The organism is Arthrobacter sp. MA-N2 (assembly GCF_000517125.1).
GTDB classification, from domain to species: Bacteria; Actinomycetota; Actinomycetes; order Actinomycetales; family Micrococcaceae; genus Arthrobacter; species Arthrobacter methylotrophus.
Genome location: NZ_KI912155.1, coordinates 391,325 through 408,212, shown reverse-complemented (window position 1 = coordinate 408,212; position 16,888 = coordinate 391,325). Strand labels below are relative to the sequence as shown.

Sequence of the window (16,888 nt, the reverse complement as noted above, 5' to 3'; positions counted from 1 at the left end):
GGGGGCACGTTCTTGGCGCGCATGATTCAACGCGTGGCCGCGTCGTCCTCGCCACTGTGCCGGGCCGCGGCGAGCCTCCTGCGGGCACCTTCCAGCCATTCTTCGCAGCGCTTTGCGAGGGCTTCTCCGCGTTCCCATAGCGCGAGTGATTCCTCGAGGCTTGCTCCGCCGGCTTCGAGGCGGCCGACCACGCCCATGAGCTGTTCGCGGGCTTCCTCGTAGCTGAGGGCGTCCAGGTTCTCAGTTGAAGCTGTGGCCTCGGGGGAGGCGTTCTCTGCCGTCATTTCTCAATCCTCATTCTGCTGGTGGTTGCTTGGGTGTCCGGCGGCTCCGGAAGATACGGCGGCGAGGCGGCCTTCCGCCAAACGCAGGGTCAGTTCAGTGCCGACTGGCGCTTGCTCGGGGCTCCGGACCACGTCCTGGCCGAGGCCGTCCGCTCCCGCAAGCTGCACCACGGCGTAGCCTCGGTCCAGCGTTTTTTGCGGGGACAACGCCCGCACCTGGGCGCGCAGGTGGTGCACCTGGTCGAGTGCGCGCACGACGGCGGAGCTCACCGCCGTGTGGGCATGCCTCCGGAGCCGCTCGACATCCTCTTCCCGGGCTGTGACCATTCCTTCCGGAGATGCCAACACGGGGCGTGACCTCAACGCGTGAAGTCGGTCCGTCTCCCGGTCCACCAGACGGCCCACGCTGCGGTGAAGTTGCTCACGGGCTTGCCGGACCCTCGCCAGCTCCTCGGCGACGTCCGGCACGATCCGTTTCGCTGCGTCGGTGGGTGTTGACGCCCGCAGATCGGCGACATCGTCCAGGATCGGGTGGTCGGCCTCATGCCCAATTGCGCTGACCACGGGCGTAGTCGTTGCAGATACTGCCCGGACCAGCTCTTCGTTGCTGAACGGAAGCAGGTCCTCCAGGGCTCCGCCGCCACGGGCGATCACGATCACGTCCACGTGGGGATCGGCGTCGAACTCCTTGAGCGCCGCCAGGATCTGGCTGACTGCGGTGACACCCTGGACTGCGACCTCGCGGACGGCGAATTCGACGGCGGGCCAGCGGAGGGCAGCATTGCGGAGGACGTCTTTCTTGGCGTCCGAGTCGCGGCCGGTGATGAGTCCGATCCGGTGGGGGAGCAGGGGCAGCCTTTTCTTCCGCGACTCGGAGAACAATCCTTCGGCGGCAAGGGCCTGGCGCAGGCGTTCGATTCTGGCGAGGAGATCGCCAAGACCTACCGGACGGATGTCCTTGATCGACATGTTGAGCCGCCCGGTCTTAAGCCAGAATTCGGGTCTTACCAAGGCGACAACGCGTGAGCCACGCTCCAGCGGCACCTTCTGGCGGTCCAGGACGTTGGACCACAGTGATGCCGGCAAAGAGATTTCAGCGTCGGTGTCCCGCAGCGTGACGAAAGCACTGCTGCCACGACGGTTGAGCTCGATGACTTGACCTTCGATCCACGCGGCGGGAGCCCGCTCAATATGGGTCTTCAGTTTGCGGGACAACAATTGCAGCGGCCAGGGGTTCTCCGGGCTGGTCTCCGATGCCGTGGCAGGCAGGGTGGACTCTTCCTCGGGGGAGCTTCCCATGGGCGACGCCGATGACGTGCCGCCGGGTACGGCATCATAGGACACGCGGGTAGCCTCCTGATGGTGGCTGATGCATGGTTCCGTCCTCGCTGGTACTTTGCTAAGGGCTGGTGGAAGCACCGCTGCTGTCGGTGCTATTGAAAGCTTGCTACCGAAACGCCGGCGGCAGGCTTCCAACTCTATCCATACCTTTAGCATGCATGGCCGACAATTATTCATCGTCTACTCATCGTCGCCCGCTTGGAACCGTTGCACGCCAAACTTGAGGAACCCCTTGCGCTCGTTCGTCTCTGCAATCGCAGTGATCTTTGCCCTTCTGCTCACAGGAATCGCCGTCCCCATGGCATGGACGGACGCCAACATCGTCCGGGAAGACGGGTTCGTGGCGCTCACGTCCTCGCTTGGAAAGAACGAGGCGTTCCAGGCCCGACTGGCCGCTACCGCCATCGGAAGTCTTGAATCCAAAGTCGAACTGCCTGCTCCTGTGGAGCAACTTGGCGCCTCGTTCCTCAAGGATGCGGCCACCGCAATGTCAAAATGGCCCGAGTACCCCCAGGCATGGAATGAAACCGTGCGCCGGAGCCATCGGCTGAATTTCGCCGGAAGTATCGGTTCTGAAAACTCAAACGCGGGAACCTCCCTGGTGCTCGACGTCGGTCCCTTGACGAAGCTTCTCGCGGACCGGCTGGCCGTAACAACAAAACTCCCCATTGAGCCGCCACCATCCACCCTGATCAACATCGGAGGCCCTGCCCAGCGGCAGCAGGTAGACAGTGTCGCGGCGTATGCGCCGATGTGGTGGATCCCGGCCCTCGGCGCCATCCTTTTGCTTGGACTTGCGCTGATGGCCGCGAGGCGCCGGGGCGCAATTTTCTTGTTCACAGGACTGGGACTGGCCGCACTCGCCGGTCTGTGGCAAGCAGCCGCTACGGTGCTGAAGGGCGCAGGAGACGCAGGCCTCGGCGGAACTGCTACCGGCGCGCTGTTCGCCCGGGAGTTGGTCGCAGCATCGGTGGACAATTTCACTGGCTGGATCACTGTCGCCGCGGTCGCCGGGGGAGTTCTAGCGCTGCTCGGCCTGATCATGCTGATCCTGGCTCCCAAAGCCAGGCCGGGTATGCGGGGGAGCGCTGCCGGTAGCATGGAGGGATGAGCAGCTCAGCAGTCTCCATTCCGATGCCCTCTGTCCCGCGTAGGCGCCGGACGCCGGAAGAGGTGCTGGCTGCCGCGCCAGTAACCCGTGCCAAACGGGTCCTGCTCGCGGCACCGCGCGGATATTGCGCAGGAGTCGACCGCGCTGTCATTGCGGTGGAGAAGGCGTTGGAACACTATGGGCCGCCCGTGTACGTGCGCAAGCAGATCGTGCATAACGTGCATGTGGTCACCTCGCTGGAGGAAAAGGGGGCCATCTTCGTCGACGAGACGGATGAAGTGCCCGAAGGCGCGCTGGTGATCTTCTCTGCTCACGGCGTGTCCCCGGCCGTCGTACAGTCGGCCGAAGACCGCGGCCTGCGCACCATCGATGCGACGTGCCCCCTCGTCACGAAAGTCCATCGTGAAGCCGTACGCTTCGCGAAAGACGATTACGATATTCTCCTGATCGGCCATGACGGGCACGAGGAAGTGGAAGGCACGGCCGGCGAAGCCCCGGACCACATCCAAATCATCAACGGTCCGCACGAGGTGGACAAAGTCACCGTGCGGGATCCGGAGAAGACCATCTGGCTTTCGCAAACCACCCTGAGCGTGGACGAGACCATGGAAACGGTCCGAATGCTCAAGGAGCGTTTCCCCACGTTGCAGGATCCGCCCAGCGACGACATCTGCTATGCCACCACCAACCGCCAAGTCGCCATCAAGAAGATCGCCCCGCAGGCCGACTTGGTGATCGTGGTTGGGTCGGCGAATTCCTCCAACTCCGTGCGGCTCGTCGAGGTGGCGCTCGAGTATGGTGCGAAGGCCTCCCATCGGGTCGACTTCGCGAACGAGGTCGACGAAAGCTGGTTCGAGGGCGTCGCTACCGTTGGCGTGACCTCCGGCGCATCCGTTCCCGAGGTCCTGGTTCAGGACGTGCTCCGCTTGCTGGCCGACTACGGCTACGGTGCGGTTGAGGAAATCGTGACAGCGGAGGAAGACCTCTTGTTCTCCTTGCCTAAGGAACTGCGCGCCACCCTCAAAGAAGCCGGCGACGTCACCCGTGCCCTGGGCGGACGCGGAAACCGCCCGACGTCCTAGGGGCTCGTGGCCGACTCCTCGCCGGCCGGCCACTTCTAGGCCGCCGATTCTCCTTCGATGAGTTCGGGTGCGGCCAAGGTCCGCGGCACTGCTTCCACGGCGGGCGGTGACTGCAGGCCGTCTGTGTCCATGGCGTTGAGCTTGCGTGCCGTGGGCAAGACACGGGCCTCCAGCGTTCCGACAAGGGCGTTATAGCGATCCACCGAGGTCTTCAACGACGAACCCAGCTTTCCCACGTTCTCACCAAGGGTGCCCATGCGTTCGTACAGCTGCCGGGCGAGCTCGAAGAGTTCCCGGGCGTTGTCAGTCAAAACGTCCTGGCGCCAGGTGAAGGCAACGGACTTAAGAACGGCCAACAGAGTGCCGGGCGAAGCCAGTACGACGTTCCGGGAGAGGGCGTGGTCCAAGAGTGCCGGGTCCGCTTCGAGCGCTGCCGCCAAGATTGATTCGGCAGGCAGGAAGCAGATGACCAGCTCGGGCGAGTTTCCAGGGATGTCCCAGTATTTCTTGGATCCCAAAGCATCCACATGGGACTTGAGGGCTTTCGCATGAGCCAGCAGCAAAGCATCGGTGCCGGAGCTTCCCGTCCCGTTTCCTGCCCAGTGCAGCGCGTTGCCCTGTTCCTGGGCAGCGAGGTAGGACGCCAACGGAACCTTCGCATCCACCACCAACTGCTTCCCGCCCGGCAACTGGACCACCAGATCCGGACGGACAGCATTGTCCACGGACGCGGAATGCACTTGCTCATGAAAATCGACGTGCCGCAGCATGCCGGCCGCTTCCACCACCCGGCGCAGCTGGACTTCTCCCCACTGGCCCCGTGCGCTGTTGGATCGCAGGGCAGATGCGAGGGCATGGGTGGAGCGCAGCAGTTGTTCGTCCGACAGCCGGGCTTCCTGGAGCTGTTGGGCAAGCTGCCCGTACTGTTCCAATCGGTCCCGTTCCAGAAGCGATACCTGTTGCTGGACAGCCGTCAGTTTCTCGGCAACCGGGCCAAGGGCACGCAGCACGCTTCCATCCTGGTTCCTGGACTCGTTCAGTTCACGGTTCTGTGACAACAAAAGCCGCCGTTCGGCGTCGGCGGCGGCAAACTGGGCGTTCACCGCGGAAAGGCGGGCCGAGACGCCGTCGAAATCTTCTTCCAGCGCGAGGCTGCGGCGCCTGAAGAAGAGGAACCCGGCCACCAGGCCGCCGGCCGCTCCGAGAAGAAGCATGAACAACGCGAGAATCACTGCAAAACCATCCATGTCCCCAACCTTGGCACAGGGGCCGGACAATATAAGGAAGGTGAACCGGCGGCACTGCCGTGCTGGGATCTTCCGCAAAGCGGACAAGGGCACTCAACGGGTAGAATCAATGCTCGTGGCTCTTACTATTGGCATCGTCGGACTGCCCAACGTCGGCAAATCAACTCTTTTCAACGCACTGACCCGCAACCAGGTGCTGGCAGCGAACTATCCGTTCGCCACCATCGAGCCCAACGTCGGTGTCGTCAACCTGCCGGACCCGCGCCTGCAGAAGCTGGCGGAGGTCTTCGGGTCCCAGCGCCTCCTGCCGGCCGTTGTCTCGTTCGTGGACATCGCCGGGATCGTGAAGGGCGCCTCCGAAGGCGAAGGCCTGGGCAACAAGTTCCTCGCGAACATCCGCGAGGCAGAAGCCATCGCCCAAGTGATTCGTGTCTTCGATGACCCGGACGTGGTCCACGTCGACGGCAAGGTCGATCCGCGCTCCGATATTGAGACGATCAACACCGAATTGATCCTGGCAGACCTCCAGACGATCGAAAAGGCCATTCCGCGGATCGAAAAAGAAGTAAAGATCAAGAAGCGGGAAGCCGCGGAACTGGCGGCAATCCTGGCCGCCCAGGCCGTGTTGGAACGTGGCGACACCATCTTCTCCTCGGTCAAGAGCGACAAGCTGGAGATGGAGCACCTCAAGGAACTCAGCCTCCTCACTGCCAAACCTTTCATCTACGTCTTCAACTCGGACGAGGGAATCTTGGGCAGCCCGGAAAAGCAGGAGGAATTGCGTGCCTTGGTGGCGCCGGCTGACTGCATTTTCCTTGATGCCAAGCTGGAATCCGATCTCGTCGAACTCGACGAAGAAGAAGCCCGCGAGATGCTCGAGATGAACGGCCAGGACGAATCCGGCCTCGACCAGCTGGCGCGGGTCGGTTTCCACACCCTCGGGCTGCAGACCTACCTGACGGCCGGTCCCAAGGAAGCCCGCGCCTGGACCATCCACCGGGGCGATACCGCGCCCCAGGCCGCAGGAGTCATCCACACGGATTTCCAGCGGGGATTCATCAAGGCCGAAGTTGTCTCCTTCGACGACCTTATCGATGCCGGTTCCATGGCCGAGGCCAAGTCCCGCGGCAAGGTCCGTATTGAAGGCAAAGAGTATGTCATGGCCGACGGCGATGTGGTGGAGTTCCGCTTCAACGTGTAGGACCACCATCTTCAGTGATGGAGAATTAACTGACACAAGCCCCGGTTCGCCTTGATCCGGGGCTTGTGTCGTGTCAGCTGGATCATTGAACCACTTGGACGTCCTTCAATGATTGCATATCGATAACAAACTTTACCGACGGGAAACTTTGGCCACAAACATCCGTTCCGGGCGCTAGGCTACTGCTCATGTGAGACTAGCCACAAGCCTGCTGAGGGGGTTGTGGCAGTCTGCCGGAGTCAACAGCGCCGGCTTTTTCCACTCAAATACATAGGAGGCGGAATGCGTTTCGGACGTACTTCCAAAGCAGTGGGTATTGCGGCAATCGCCGTGATGGCACTGAGCGCCTGCGCCGGCAACTCCGGTGGCAATACCCCATCCACTGGAGCAGCCAAGACGGGCGGCACGGCCACCGTGGTCGAGGTCAACGCTTTCAACACCTTCAACCCCAACACAGCCGACGGCAACACGGACATCAACTCCAAGATCAGCTACGCAACGCACTCGGGCTTCTACTACATTGACAACAAGTTGAACGTCGTTCACAACGACAAGTTCGGCTCGATGGAAAAGGTCTCGGACAACCCACTGACCGTGAAGTACACCATCAATGATGGCGTGAAGTGGTCCGACGGTACCCCGGTTTCTGCAGCCGACCTCCTCCTGCAGTGGGCAGCGTTCTCCGGTTACTACGACGACGCCGACCCCAAGGCCAAGACCGGTACCTCGTATTTCTCCTACGCCGGTGACAATACAGGCCTGAGTCTCACGGACTTCCCGGAGATCAGCAACAACAACAAGACCCTCACGCTTAAGTACTCCAAGCCGTTCGCTGACTGGGAGATCGCGCTCGGCGGTCCCGGCATTGACGTTCCTGCCCACGTCCTTGCCCAGAAGGCCGGCCTGAAGGACACCCAGGCCTTGATCGACTTCTTCAAGAGCAAGCCCCGCGGAGACTCCAAGGCACCGCTGCCTGCGGACCCGAAGCTGAAGGCAATGTCGGACATGTGGAACACCGGCTTCGACACGAAGACGCTTCCCGCGGACCCCACCCTGTTCCTCTCAAACGGTCCTTACATCGTCAAGAGCATGAACCAGGACCAGTCCCTCACCATGGTCCGGAACAAGGACTACAACTGGGGACCGACTCCGAACCTGGACGAAATCACCGTCCGATACATCGGTTCGGCACCGGCACAGGTTCAAGCCCTCAAGAACGGCGAGGCGGACATCATTGCCCCGCAGGCTTCCGCTGACACGCTTGACCAGCTCAAGGCGCTCACGAGCCAAGGCGTCACCGTTGACCAGGGCAATCAGCTGGCCTTCGATCACTTGGACCTGAACTTCTCGGGCCCGCTGGCCGACCAAAACGTGCGCACGGCTTTCATGAAGACAGTGCCCCGCAAGGACATCGTCAGCAAGATTGTGGGCAAGCTTGATCCGAACGCGAAGCCGCTGGATTCGCAGATCTTCGTTCCCCAGCAGGCTGCCTACGCTGATTCCGCCAAGAACAATGGCTCCTCGGCCTACCAGGACGTGGACATTGATGGTGCCAAGAAGCTCCTGAACGGTGCTACGCCGGAAATCCGGATCATGTACAACAAGGACAACCCGAACCGTGTTGACGCTTTCTCGCTGATCCGCGAATCCGCCACCAAGGCGGGCTTCAAGATCGTCGACGGCGGCCTCGGTGCCTCCGACTGGGGCAAAGCGCTCGGCAAGGGCGGCTACGATGCCACGATCTTCGGTTGGATCAACCCGGGCGTCGGAGTCTCCGGCGTTCCGCAGATCTTCAAGACCGCCGGCGGCAACAACTTCAACCAGTTCAGCAACACAGATGCCGACCAGTTGATGGAGCAGCTCGTGGTAACCACGGACCGCAGCAAGCAGGATGACCTTGAGAAGCAGATCGACAAGAAGATCTGGGACAGCGCATACGGTGTTCCGCTCTTCCAGTCGGTGAACGTGGACGCCTACAGCGACCGCATCACGGGCGTAAAGCTCATGCCGAACCAGACCGGTGTCTGGTGGAACTTCTGGGAGTGGGCTCAGAAGTAGGGTCTCAACCCAGCGAGCAACACCGCTAGCCGGGGCGCCGGGACCGAAGGATCATGGTCCCGGCGCCTTCGGGTTGGTACTGAACAGTCTGCTTCCCACCGACCTCAAGCAGGGAAGGGACACGATCCTGCGATAGGCACTGGCGATCCCGGGCCTGGATTTCGAGGTTTCACACAATGTTGACCTATATCGTCCGTCGGCTCGTCACCGCCGCACTCATTCTTCTGGGAGCATCATTCCTGGTGTATCTCCTGACAGCGTTGTCTGGAGACCCCCTGGCAGAGTTCCGGGCCAGCAGCGCACCAAACAGGCAAGCGCTGATGGACTCGCGAACCAATTTGCTCGATCTCGACACTCCTGCACCCCTGCGCTACTTCAAGTGGCTGGGTGGCGCCGCCCAATGCCTGGTGCCTTTTGGAAACGCCTGCAACCTGGGCAAGAACATCGCGGGGCAGCCAATTACGGAGGCGCTCGGCTTCGCGTTGGTTCAGACCCTGACACTCGTCACGGGCGCAACCATCCTGGCCATCCTCATCGGCATCTCGCTCGGCGTTGTCACTGCGCTCCGTCAGTACAGCGCTCTGGACTATGGCGTGACGTTCATGGCCTTCCTGTTCTTCTCTTTGCCGATCTTCTGGGTGGCTGTACTCCTCAAGGAATTCGGCGCCATCGGCTTCAACGACTTCCTGCGAAATCCGGAAATACCACCGGCTGTGGCCCTCGGGATTGGTGCCGTTCTCGGCGTCATCGGCGCAGTGGTCGTCGGCGGGGCAGCCAAGCGCCGGTTGATCGTCGGTGGTTCGGTTTTCGTAGCTGTCTCGCTTGTCCTCTTCTACTTCTCCTTGACACAGTGGTTCCGCAATCCCGGTTTGGGGCCGGTCATCATCGCCATCCTCGGTGCGGGAATCGCCGTCGGAATCACCATCCTGGTTTCCGGTCTTAAGAACCGGAAGGCGCTGCAATCGAGCCTGATCGTGGTCGGTATCGGCGTGGTCGCCTACTTTGCGGTACAACCGTTGCTCAATGAAGCAACCGGACTCATGATTTTCCTCCTCGCGATTGCCACCGTTCTGGTGGGCTTAGCGGTGGGCTACTTCATGGGTGGCTATGATCGCGGCCAATCGATGCGGGCCGCCGCGATCACCGCCTTCCTGGTCGGGGCCCTCGTCGTCGTGGACCGTTTCATGCAAGCCTGGCCCGCCTATTTCAGCAACAGCAGGGTGCGTGGTCGTCCCATTGCCACCATCGGGGCCGGAACCCCGAACATCCAAGGCGATTTCTGGATTTTGTCAACCGACACGCTTACGCACCTCGTCCTGCCGACGGTTGCTTTGATCCTGGTGTCCTTGGCGAGCTACACGCGGTTTACGCGCTCCTCGATGCTGGAAATCATGAACATGGACTTCATCCGGACCGCACGGGCAAAGGGACTGAGCGAACGTTCCGTGATCATGGGTCACGCCTTCCGCAATGCCCTGATTCCGATCGCGACGATTGTAGCCTTCGACATCGGAGCCCTGATCGGCGGCGCCGTCATTACGGAGACGGTCTTCTCTGTTCGAGGCATGGGCTTCCTGTTCATCGACGGACTTCTGCACACCGACCCCAACCCCGTGATGGGTGTATTCCTGTGTGTGGCCGTTACAGCCATGGTCTTCAACCTGATAGCGGACCTCGCTTACTCCGCACTCGACCCACGTGTAAGGATCAAAGCATGAGCCAGCCAACACAAGAGGAAGAACTCCTCGCGCACCAGGCGCTCGCCGAAGCTGCAGCCACCCAAACAGGCAGCGAACTTACCAGCGGCCTCAGCCAGGGCCAGATTGTCCGCAAGAGATTTTTCGGCCACACGGGCGCCCTCATAGGTTTGGCAGTCTTCGTGGCGATTTTCCTGCTTGCGTTCACGTCCGTGGGTGCTTTCGGCCTGCCTGGATGGTGGAAGTACAACTACCTGGACGTCTCGCCGCTCGTCAATGACGGCGCCCCGACGTCGTCGTTGTGGCCACCGGCCTGGGGCGAGCATCCGTTCGGCCAAGACCGGATCGGGCGCGACCTGTTTGCCATGACGATGCGTGGCGCGCAGCAGTCCATCACGGTAATGCTCCTGATCGGTGGCATTGCGGGTGCGATCGGCGCGATCATCGGGGGACTGGCAGGCTACTTCCGAGGCTGGGTCGAGGCCATCCTCATGCGCCTCACCGACGTCATCATCATCATTCCCGTGCTGCTTCTCGCCGCAGTGGTCGGCCAGATCGCCAGCCGAAGGGACGAAGGAAGTTGGATTGCCGGATTTGCTTCCAGCAACGGCGTGGTCATCCTGGGTATTTTCCTGGGACTCGTGAGTTGGGTTGGCCTGGCCCGTCTGGTCCGTGGCGAGTTCTTGACCCTTCGTGAGCGGGAGTTCGTGGATGCCGCCCGGATTTCAGGTGCGTCCAATGCCAGGATCATCTTCAAGCACATCCTCCCGAATGCGGTCGGCGTGCTGATCGTCAACGTCACCCTGACGATGTCGGCTGCGATCCTGCTTGAGACGGCCCTCAGTTACCTTGGCCTCGGCGTGCACTCACCCGATACCTCCCTGGGCTTGTTGATCTCCCAGAACCAGGAGGCCTTCGCTACCCGTCCGTGGCTGTTCTGGTACCCGGGTCTGTTCATCATTCTTATCTGCCTCAGCATCAACTTCATCGGCGACGGCCTGCGGGATGCCTTCGATCCGCGGCAGAAGAAGTTCAAAGCCAAGAGCGCCGTCGAAACCAGCCGCCATTCAAGCACGACGGCGCCGCTCACCGATACTCCGAAGGGCGCCTGAGTGGGACCCGCCGAGGGAACCCTATTGCAGGAAGACCGCCCAGTAGCTGGCCGCGGCAAGAATCACCGTGGCCGCTACCCGGAACCATCCAACAGCCACGGCCACCACGGCGTCTTCCGCGCGGCCGGGCTCAATGCGGCCCGACTCCACGAGGTTCTGCCAACGGGTGCGGACCAGGACCGCTGCGATTCCGGAGTCCGTGTTCTTGAGGTCTCCGGGACGAACGGAGCTGCCAGGACCATACGTGGAGCCCGGGAGCCCTTTCAGGTGCTCAGGGCGGGCATGGCGCCCGCCCCAGATGCCGGGGGCCGGCGCAGCCCACGCCGGATATTTCTTCCGCGGAGTTATCAGGGTGAGGGCGTAGCGGGTGTCCACGTGGACCAGGGCGTCCCACGGAACGTCGATGGTCCGGTAGGGATTCTCCAGTGTGACGTGGGTGTCCCGGACAACCACGGCCGGACGCCAGAAAAGCAACCAGCCAAGGAAAGCGACGAAGAGCAGCGGGATAGTGCCCGGAAGCGCACTTGGCCCGGCCACCACGAGCGTCACCAGCACGCCGAAGGCCGCAACTCCCCAGCAAATCCAGGCAAACAGCTTGCTGGTGCGGGCCTTGAAGATTTCGACATTTCCAGCATGTGGCTCTTGGCTCATGCCCCTAATAATTCAGGATTCCGGGCTACTTCACTAATCACCCCTTGGAGGGTGGCCCGGGTGGAAGGGAACACCCAACATGACTGACAACGCCAGCCCCGAACCAGAGGTAACCCAACTCGAGACTGCCTCAGATAAGACTGTGCCGGGGAGCGTGGTGCTGGAAGTCCGCAATCTCAGTGTGGACTTCGGCGTGGAGAAAAAATGGGTCCCGGCCGCCATTGGACTGAATTATGAAGTCAGGGCAGGCGAGGTCCTTGCGATCGTCGGGGAATCCGGCTCCGGAAAGAGCGCCAGTTCCATGGCTTTGCTCGATTTGCTGCCAAGCAACAGCAGAGTCAGCGGGAGCGTGAAGCTCTCGGGCAAGGAGTTGCTTGGCGCGAAGTCGAGCGCGATTCGGGAAGTCCGCGGCAAGGACGTGGCGGTAATCTTCCAGGAGCCCATGACTGCCCTCAACCCCGTCTATACGGTGGGAGCACAGATCGTGGAGACCATCCGGCTGCACAACGTCGTATCCCCGGCCGAAGCCAAGGAACGGGCATTGCGCATGTTGGAGCTGGTGGAACTCCCGGACCCCGAAAAGGCCTTCAAGTCGTATCCCCACCAGCTTTCCGGCGGCCAGCGTCAGCGGGCCATGATCGCCCAATCGTTGTCGTGCGATCCGAAACTCCTCATCGCGGATGAACCCACCACTGCACTGGACGTGACAGTCCAAGCCGAGATCCTGGACCTGATGCGCCATCTGCGCAACAAACTGGACAGTGCCATCGTCCTCATCACGCACGATATGGGCGTCGTGGCAGACCTCGCTGACCGGATCGCAGTCATGCGCAAGGGCGTCATTGTAGAGACGGGTACTGCGCAACAGATTTTCAGCAACCCGCAGCATGAGTACACCCAGGCGCTTCTGGCGGCCGTTCCGCATTTGGGACAGGGGGCAGAAAATGCCGACGTCGACGTGACCGCAGCTTTGGCTGCGGCAACCAACACGGAACTGGAATCGGTTGAACACGACGAGCTGCTCCGTAGGGAACGGCAAAACCAGGCGGCTCTGAAGGGGGCGGCGGAAGAAGCTGCCAAGCCCAAGGGCGAGCCGGTGCTCGAGTTGATCGATGTAGCGATCGAGTACCCCAAACAAGGCCGGGTTCCCGCGTTCCGCGCCGTTGAGGGGGCCAACTTGGTGATCTACCCGGGCCAGGTGGTGGGCCTCGTGGGCGAGTCAGGATCCGGCAAAACGACCATTGGACGCGCCGCCGTCGGGCTCTTGCCTGTGGCCGCGGGCAGCATGCGGGTGGTAGGGCAGGACATTTCGGCCGCCAAGCGGAATGGGAAGCAACTGCACGAGGTCCGGCGCGATATCGGCATGGTCTTCCAGGATCCATCGTCGTCGCTGAACCCGCGCCTGCCTATCGGCGAAAGCATCGGCGAACCCATGTTCCTTGCCGGGGTCGCCAAGGGCCTTGATTTGCAGAAGCGGATTGAAACCCTCCTGGACCAGGTGGAGCTGCCGCGAGGCTACCGGAACCGGTATCCGCATGAATTGTCAGGCGGACAGAAGCAGCGTGTGGGCATCGCCCGTGCACTATCCCTCCAGCCCAAACTCATGGTGGCCGATGAGCCCACGTCGGCTCTGGACGTCTCGGTGCAGGCAAAGGTTTTGGAACTCTTCCAGAACCTGCAGAAGGAACTGGGGTTCGCGTGCCTTTTCGTCACGCACGACCTCGCCGTCGTTGACGTGCTCGCAGACCGGATCTGCGTGATGCAGCGGGGCCGGATCGTGGAGCAGGGTACGCGGGAGCAGATCCTTCGCAATCCGCAGGAACCCTACACGCAGAGGCTGTTGGCCGCAGTGCCCCTCCCGGACCCCGAGAAGCAGCGCGAACGTCGGGAACTGCGCGCCCAACTCATGGCGGCGGGCATCGAGTAGCAATCCTCAGTATTGCCCGCGGCACAGACTGACCGTCGCGAACCGCAAAGGAGTCCCCGTGGCCATTGGCCGGCGGGGGCTCTTTTTCGTGGTTGTTTGAGGCACTGTTGGGGTGTCTTTGTATGGCTTGGGCGCCCGAAAAAGCCCGGCATTCCGGGGTAGGTGCAGGATTAGGCATGGCGAGTTTAGCAAGGACTTACCCATTACGTGAAATGACTGCTTCATTTACCTGAAATGACTGCTTCATTACTAAAACTGTCAAGTGCACACTTCGTTGATCATGCCAATGGGATTCCATATTTCGGACAAGGTGTGGTTAGGATTACACATCCATGTAGGCCGCGTCACAGGATAGTTCTGTGCCTGGCCCCGGGGGCAGCCATGAGTTGCCCCGAACCCATCCCCCTGAATCCATAGGAGGCGGAATGCGTTTTTCGCGCACTTCCAAAGCTCTTGGCTTGCTGGCTGTAGCCGCACTTGCCCTTACCGGATGCGGCAGCGCCGGCTCCGGAAGCAGCGGCCAGGCCACTGCCGGCGATCCGAACAAAATCATCACCGCATACAGCAATGAACCCCAGCACCCCCTCATGCCTTCCAACACCAACGAGGTGTACGGTGGCCGCGTCGTCGACCTCCTCTTCGAAGGCCTGACCACCTACGACGCAAATGGCAAGTCCGTGAATGCCCTCGCGCAATCCATTGACACGAGCGATGGCCAGAACTACACCATCAAGGTAAAGAGCGGCGCCAAGTTCACCAATGGCGAGGCCGTGACGGCCAAGAGCTTCGTTGATGCCTGGAACTTCGCTGCCCTGAGCACCAACGCCCAGGCCAGCAGCAGCTTCTTCGAGTCGATCGATGGCTACGACGCCGTCAGCGCGACCAAGAAGGTGACCGGTGCGGACGGTAAGTCCACTTCAACCCCCGCACCGACAGCCCAGACGATGTCAGGGCTGGTACTGAAGGACGATTCGACCATCACGGTGAAGCTGGCCCAGCCGGAAGCCGACTGGCCGCAGCGCCTCGGTTACTCAGCATTCATGCCGCTTCCGTCCGACGCCTTGAAGGACCCGAAGGCATTCGGTGAAAACCCCATTGGCAACGGCCCGTACAAGATGGCCGCCAAGGGTGCTTGGCAGCACGACAGCCAGATCGCCCTCGTCAAGAACCCTGACTACCAGGGCAACCGTACGGCCAAGAACGGCGGCGTGACTTTCAAGTTCTACACCGACCCGGCTCCGGCTTACACGGACGTCCAGGCCAACAACCTTGACGTGACCGACGTCCTGCCGACGAACGCCCTGAAGACCTACACCACGGACTTCCCGGACCACAGCCTGAACAAGGCTTACGCAGGCAACGCGACCCTGAACATCCCGAACTACCTGCCTGAGTTCCAGGGAGCAGCCGGCCAGCTGCGTCGCCAGGCCATCTCCATGGCGATCAACCGCGATGAGATCACCAAGGTCGTCTTCAACGGCACCCGTATCCCGGCGAAGGACTTCACGTCTCCCTCCATTGACGGCTACAACGCGAACGTGACCGGCTCCGACGTTCTGAAGTTCGACGCCGCAAAGGCCAAGGACCTGTGGGCCCAGGCAAACGCCATGAGCCCGTGGCCCGCCGGCAAGGTTCTTCAGCTCGCGTACAACACCGATGGTGGCAACAAGGAATGGATTGACGCCGTTGCCAACAACCTGAAGAACAACCTCGGCATCCAGGCAGAAGGCCAGCCGTTTGCCAAATTTGCCGAGATCCTGAACCTCCGCACGGCCAAGACCCTCCCGGGCTTCACCCGCGCCGGTTGGCAGGCAGACTACCCGTCGCTGTACAACTTCCTCGGCCCGCTGCTGAAGACCGGTGCCAGCGCCAACTACGAGGGTTACAGCAACCCTGAGTTCGACAAGCTGCTGACCGAGGGCCTGGCCTCCAAGTCCACGGACGACGCCAACAAGAAGTTCACCCAGGCACAGGAGATCCTCTTCAAGGACCTGCCGAACCTGCCCCTGTGGTACCAGGCGCGCCAGGCTGTATGGAGCCAGAACGTCAGCAACGTTGACTCCGGCTGGAACGGCGTCCTGCTGTACTACAACATCACCGCAAAGTAGTCCTACTGGACTTGTTCCAAGCTCGTTAGCGCATGGGGGTCCGGCCACAATCCGGGCCCCCATGCCTTGATTCGGTACGAAAGCTGTCCCTTATGAATCCCCATATATTCAAGAGCTCCCAGGAACCGTTGCTGTGACCCAGTACATCCTCCGGCGCTTGCTGCAGGTCATTCCGGTGTTCCTGGGAACCACCCTGCTCGTGTACTTCATGGTCTTTGCCCTCCCGGGCGACCCCATCCGCGCCCTGTTCGGCGACCGACCGCCCAGCGAGTCCGTCATTGCCGCGCTGCGCCAGCAATACAACCTCGACCAGCCGTTCTGGGTCCAGTACGGCCTGTTCCTCAAGAACCTCTTCACGTTCAACCTTGGGGTGGACTTCACCGGCCAGCCCATCGCCGCCACCCTTGGCCGCGTGTTCCCGGTCACCGCCATGCTCGCCGTCGAGGCCCTTGCCATCCAGGCCGTTTTCGGCGTGGCCTTCGGCCTGATCGCCGGCCTGCGCAAGGGAAAGATCTTCGACTCCACAGTGCTGGTCGCCTCCCTCGTGGTCATTGCCGTCCCGACGTTCGTCCTCGGCTTCGTGCTTCAGCTCGTCGTCGGCGTGCAGCTCGGCTGGGCCAAGCCGACCGTTGGAGCCAACGCGGACTGGGGCACCCTGATCCTTCCGGCCACAGTCCTTGGCCTCGTCTCCTTTGCCTACGTGCTGCGTCTGACCCGCGCCTCGGTCATTGAAAACATGAACGCCGACTACGTCCGCACCGCAACCGCAAAAGGCCTCTCCCGTCCCCGCGTTGTCCTGGCCCACATCCTGCGCAACTCCATGATTCCCGTAGTCACCTACCTGGGCGCGAACCTGGGTGGCTTGATGGGCGGCGCGATCGTCACCGAAGGCATTTTCAACGTGCCCGGCGTCGGCCAAAAGCTCTACCAAGCAGTAATCCGCAGCGAAGGCCCCACGGTCGTCGCCATTGTGAGCGTGCTGGTGCTGGTCTTCGTTGCCGCCAACCTGTTGGTCGACCTCCTCTACGCCTGGCTTGACCCCAGGATTCGCTATGAAAAGTAGATCCGT

The 16,888-nt window shown here is 61.7% G+C and carries 13 protein-coding genes; 9 read left to right on the top strand and 4 right to left on the bottom strand.

Annotated features, from left to right (window positions below):
• Nucleotides 1–26: 26 nt before the first annotated feature.
• Nucleotides 27–284, bottom strand: a complete 258-nt coding sequence (locus A3M3_RS0102195; RefSeq protein ID WP_028264963.1) for an exodeoxyribonuclease VII small subunit — start codon at nucleotides 282–284, stop codon at nucleotides 27–29.
• A gap of 3 nt (nucleotides 285–287) precedes the next feature.
• Entirely contained in the window at nucleotides 288–1,583 is a 1,296-nt protein-coding gene (gene xseA, locus A3M3_RS0102190) for an exodeoxyribonuclease VII large subunit (protein WP_028264962.1), read from the bottom strand.
• Between the two features lie 274 nt (nucleotides 1,584–1,857).
• On the opposite strand from xseA, the gene A3M3_RS0102185 reads away from it, so the two are divergent.
• Both A3M3_RS0102185 and A3M3_RS0102180 read left to right on the top strand, forming a co-directional pair.
• Entirely contained in the window at nucleotides 1,858–2,736 is an 879-nt protein-coding gene (locus tag A3M3_RS0102185) for a hypothetical protein (protein ID WP_028264961.1), read from the top strand.
• Nucleotides 2,733–3,818, top strand: coding sequence for a 4-hydroxy-3-methylbut-2-enyl diphosphate reductase (locus A3M3_RS0102180; protein ID WP_028264960.1), 1,086 nt, complete (start codon nucleotides 2,733–2,735; stop codon nucleotides 3,816–3,818). The genes A3M3_RS0102185 and A3M3_RS0102180 overlap by 4 nt, the downstream gene beginning before the upstream one ends.
• 35 nt (nucleotides 3,819–3,853) lie before the next feature.
• Here the strand turns inward: A3M3_RS0102180 and rmuC are convergent, their stop codons facing one another.
• Nucleotides 3,854–5,065 (bottom strand): DNA recombination protein RmuC, encoded by a 1,212-nt coding sequence (gene rmuC / locus A3M3_RS0102175; RefSeq protein ID WP_028264959.1) that lies wholly within the window; start codon nucleotides 5,063–5,065, stop codon nucleotides 3,854–3,856.
• A gap of 115 nt (nucleotides 5,066–5,180) precedes the next feature.
• On the opposite strand from rmuC, the gene ychF reads away from it, so the two are divergent.
• The 4 genes from ychF to A3M3_RS23505 all read left to right on the top strand — a co-directional run bounded on the left by ychF (nucleotide 5,181) and on the right by A3M3_RS23505 (nucleotide 11,133).
• Nucleotides 5,181–6,266, top strand: coding sequence for a redox-regulated ATPase YchF (gene ychF, locus A3M3_RS0102170; protein WP_028264958.1), 1,086 nt, complete (start codon nucleotides 5,181–5,183; stop codon nucleotides 6,264–6,266).
• A gap of 282 nt (nucleotides 6,267–6,548) precedes the next feature.
• Nucleotides 6,549–8,324, top strand: a complete 1,776-nt coding sequence (locus A3M3_RS0102165) for an ABC transporter family substrate-binding protein (RefSeq protein WP_028264957.1) — start codon at nucleotides 6,549–6,551, stop codon at nucleotides 8,322–8,324.
• Between the two features lie 176 nt (nucleotides 8,325–8,500).
• Nucleotides 8,501–10,042 carry an ABC transporter permease gene (locus A3M3_RS0102160; RefSeq protein WP_028264956.1) on the top strand — a complete coding sequence of 514 codons (1,542 nt, stop codon included), beginning with the start codon at nucleotides 8,501–8,503 and terminating at the stop codon, nucleotides 10,040–10,042.
• Complete coding sequence (locus tag A3M3_RS23505; protein WP_051422886.1) at nucleotides 10,039–11,133, top strand: ABC transporter permease; 1,095 nt, start codon at nucleotides 10,039–10,041, stop codon at nucleotides 11,131–11,133. Before A3M3_RS0102160 ends, A3M3_RS23505 begins: the two co-directional genes overlap by 4 nt.
• A 21-nt stretch (nucleotides 11,134–11,154) precedes the next feature.
• Here the strand turns inward: A3M3_RS23505 and A3M3_RS0102150 are convergent, their stop codons facing one another.
• Nucleotides 11,155–11,784 carry a PH domain-containing protein gene (locus A3M3_RS0102150; protein WP_028264955.1) on the bottom strand — a complete coding sequence of 210 codons (630 nt, stop codon included), beginning with the start codon at nucleotides 11,782–11,784 and terminating at the stop codon, nucleotides 11,155–11,157.
• A gap of 79 nt (nucleotides 11,785–11,863) precedes the next feature.
• On the opposite strand from A3M3_RS0102150, the gene A3M3_RS23500 reads away from it, so the two are divergent.
• The 3 genes from A3M3_RS23500 to A3M3_RS0102135 all read left to right on the top strand — a co-directional run bounded on the left by A3M3_RS23500 (nucleotide 11,864) and on the right by A3M3_RS0102135 (nucleotide 16,882).
• Nucleotides 11,864–13,711 (top strand): ABC transporter ATP-binding protein, encoded by a 1,848-nt coding sequence (locus A3M3_RS23500; protein ID WP_035741240.1) that lies wholly within the window; start codon nucleotides 11,864–11,866, stop codon nucleotides 13,709–13,711.
• A gap of 425 nt (nucleotides 13,712–14,136) precedes the next feature.
• Nucleotides 14,137–15,819, top strand: a complete 1,683-nt coding sequence (locus tag A3M3_RS0102140) for a peptide ABC transporter substrate-binding protein (protein WP_028264954.1) — start codon at nucleotides 14,137–14,139, stop codon at nucleotides 15,817–15,819.
• Nucleotides 15,820–15,952: 133 nt separating this feature from the next.
• Nucleotides 15,953–16,882, top strand: coding sequence for an ABC transporter permease (locus tag A3M3_RS0102135; RefSeq protein ID WP_028264953.1), 930 nt, complete (start codon nucleotides 15,953–15,955; stop codon nucleotides 16,880–16,882).
• The last annotated feature ends 6 nt before the right edge of the window (nucleotides 16,883–16,888 follow it).